This is a genomic window from Xenorhabdus koppenhoeferi, assembly GCF_900116635.1.
GTDB lineage: Bacteria > Pseudomonadota > Gammaproteobacteria > Enterobacterales > Enterobacteriaceae > Xenorhabdus > Xenorhabdus koppenhoeferi.
Genome location: NZ_FPBJ01000077.1, coordinates 1 through 2,634 on the forward strand (window position 1 = coordinate 1; position 2,634 = coordinate 2,634).

The 2,634-nt window shown below is 42.6% G+C and carries 1 protein-coding gene; it reads right to left on the bottom strand.

The features are described from left to right. Nucleotides 1-215: 215 nt before the first annotated feature. Nucleotides 216-2,156 (bottom strand): exoribonuclease II, encoded by a 1,941-nt coding sequence (locus BM329_RS14090; RefSeq protein WP_092554417.1) that lies wholly within the window; start codon nt 2,154-2,156, stop codon nt 216-218. Nucleotides 2,157-2,634 lie beyond the last annotated feature (478 nt).

Below are 2,634 nucleotides of genomic sequence, written 5' to 3' on the forward strand. Positions count from 1 at the left end.
TGCATGCTTGTCTTTGTATGCCAGTACTCTTCTTCGAAAATCTAGACTGTAACCCATCTCAATTCTACCTTGTCATTGGGATTTAGGTATTATGACACAGTATTATGATTCTGCTATATATGTGCGATGTGCGGCCGCAGCCAGCACATCGGAACAGGCGCGGACTATTTTGTTATCTGGCTGAGTAAAATAAGTAACAACTAATACCTGTAACATTAACTTACAGGACGGGCTACGATATTACGGGTTTCCATTCTGACTTCTTCAATACGGACATTGATGATGTCATTTAAGCGGTGAGCAGTTTCACCTTTGATTAATACGGAACCTGTTTCTTGGCTGCATTGTAGTTCGTCACGAACGGCATGCAAGAATGGCCCGGGTACAAAAGTGATGGCACCATTATCAACCAGACGAACACGCAGGCCGCCACGCGTAATATCAATAATTTCTGCCGGGAATGTTTTGTCTGTACCGGCATGAACGTGTAAGAAACGTGCATAGAGCCAGTCACCGACATCGCGCTCAGCCAGGCGATTTGCTCGTCGGCGATCTGTTAATTGCAAACAAATTTCTTCAGTTGGTTTTTCTGCTTCAACCTGTTGGATAATCGCTTTTAGCAGTCGATGGTTGATAATATCGCTATATTTCCGGATAGGGGATGTCCAAGTAGCGTAAGCATCAAAACCCAGTCCAAGATGTGGGCCTGGTTCTGTTTTAATTTCTGCGAAAGTCTGGAAACGACGGATGCGGCTATCTAAGAATTGTGTAGGTTGCTTATCCAACTCACGACGCAATTTGCAGAAACCTTCTAATTGCAATAATGCTTCGGCATTAGCTTCAATACCATTTTCTTTAATCACTTCAACGACTTGATTGATATGAGTGGATTCAAAGCCTGTGTGGACATTATAAATACCAAAACCTAACTTATCCCGCAAGATCCTGGCTGCGCACAGATTCGCGGTGATCATGGCTTCTTCAACGATGCGGTTAGCCGAACGGCGTTGCTCAATAACGATATCAACAACATTGCCGCCTTCATCCAGAATAAAGCGATAATCTGGTCGTTCCTTGAAAACCAGGGCATGTTGCTGACGCCAGTTATTTCGGCGGTCACACATTTCTTTCAACAGAGTGATTTGAGTAGTCACAGCCGCAGATTCGGGTTTCCAGCTTTCTTGACCGTCTAACCAATCAGAAACTTCGTCATAAACCAGTTTGAATTTCGATTCTACCCAAGCCGCGAAGAATTGAATGTCATCCCCTAATTGACCATCTTCCAGAATAGAAACCTGACAAACCAGAGCAGGGCGGCGGACATTCGGGCGCAGCGAACATAAATCATCTGATAGTTCACGCGGGAGCATTGGGATATTAAAGCCGGGCAGGTAGTTAGTGAAACTACGCTGATAGGCAATCTTATCTAATTCACTGCCAGCTTTGATATAAGCTGTTGGGTCCGCAATAGCGATAGACAATTTCAGGCTGCCATCATCATTTTTGGAGATATGCAGAGCATCGTCCATATCTTCAGTTGTTGCACTGTCGATAGTGACAAAATCGAAAGAAGTAAGATCAAGGCGTTTGATAGAATCATCATCTAACTGACAATTTGTCATGGCTGGAGCTTCACGCTCCAGACTATGGCGAGTCAGCGTTACCCACCACGGAGCATAATGGTCATCACCTTTAGTAATGTAACCCGTAACTTCGGCATAAAACCCGCGCTCACCTTTCAGTGGGTGGCGGCGCATCTCAGCAACAGTCCAATCGCCATTTTCGAAAGTATGGGTAACTTGGCTGGCAGGGCGGCACAGAATAGAGTCTTTTAATAGTGGATGGTCAGGAACGATCCATAGACGATTATCGTTTTCTTTCTTCTGGATCCTTCCAACAAAGCGGGTCAGGAATGGCTCAATCAGGGCTTCTGGTTCAGCGATTTCTTTTTCTTTATCTGTATGGATAGCAGCGGTAATTCGGTCACCGTGCATGACTTTTTTCATATAGGGAGGCGGAATGAAATAACTTTTTTGGCCATCGACTTCTAAAAATCCAAAGCCTTTTTCAGTTCCTTTAACTAAACCTTCTACGCGGGTGGTCTGTGCGTGAAGTTGCTGTTTTAGCTGTGCAAGCAGCGGATTATTTTGAAACATAATATCTGGAGAGTATGGAGTTATTATCAATAATTTTAGATAACAGTTTTACGCGAATCGAGGGTATGGGGCAAGTAACATCTTATCAAAACAGGAAAAACTGTGGCATGAGATCAATAATTCGACATTTATAGAGGTGGAATTTATTTTTTCTTGCAGGGAACGAACATGAAGTAGAATTCATCATTTCTGATTGAGATAACTCAGGTGAAATAACCTTTTTTAATTACAACATACTTATTGATATTTAATCAATCATTTCAGTAACAACACCGCCGTTAATAAATATTATTAATATGCTGATATTTGATGTTTTATTAACCTGAAATGTTATGTAATTTCATGAACTATATAATATTCCATCTGACATGAGTTTTGTAAGAGGAATGAGATGAACGCATCCCAACTATTTGCTCCGGAGCAGGACTGATGAAGGGAGAGGTGTGGAGTCTCTCAGATTTCCGGCATCATAGTGCCC

Coding starts and splice junctions, on each gene's coding strand:
- BM329_RS14090 (WP_092554417.1), bottom strand. CDS start 2,156: ATGTTTCAAAATAATCCGCTGCTTGCACAGCTAAAACAGCAACTTCAC.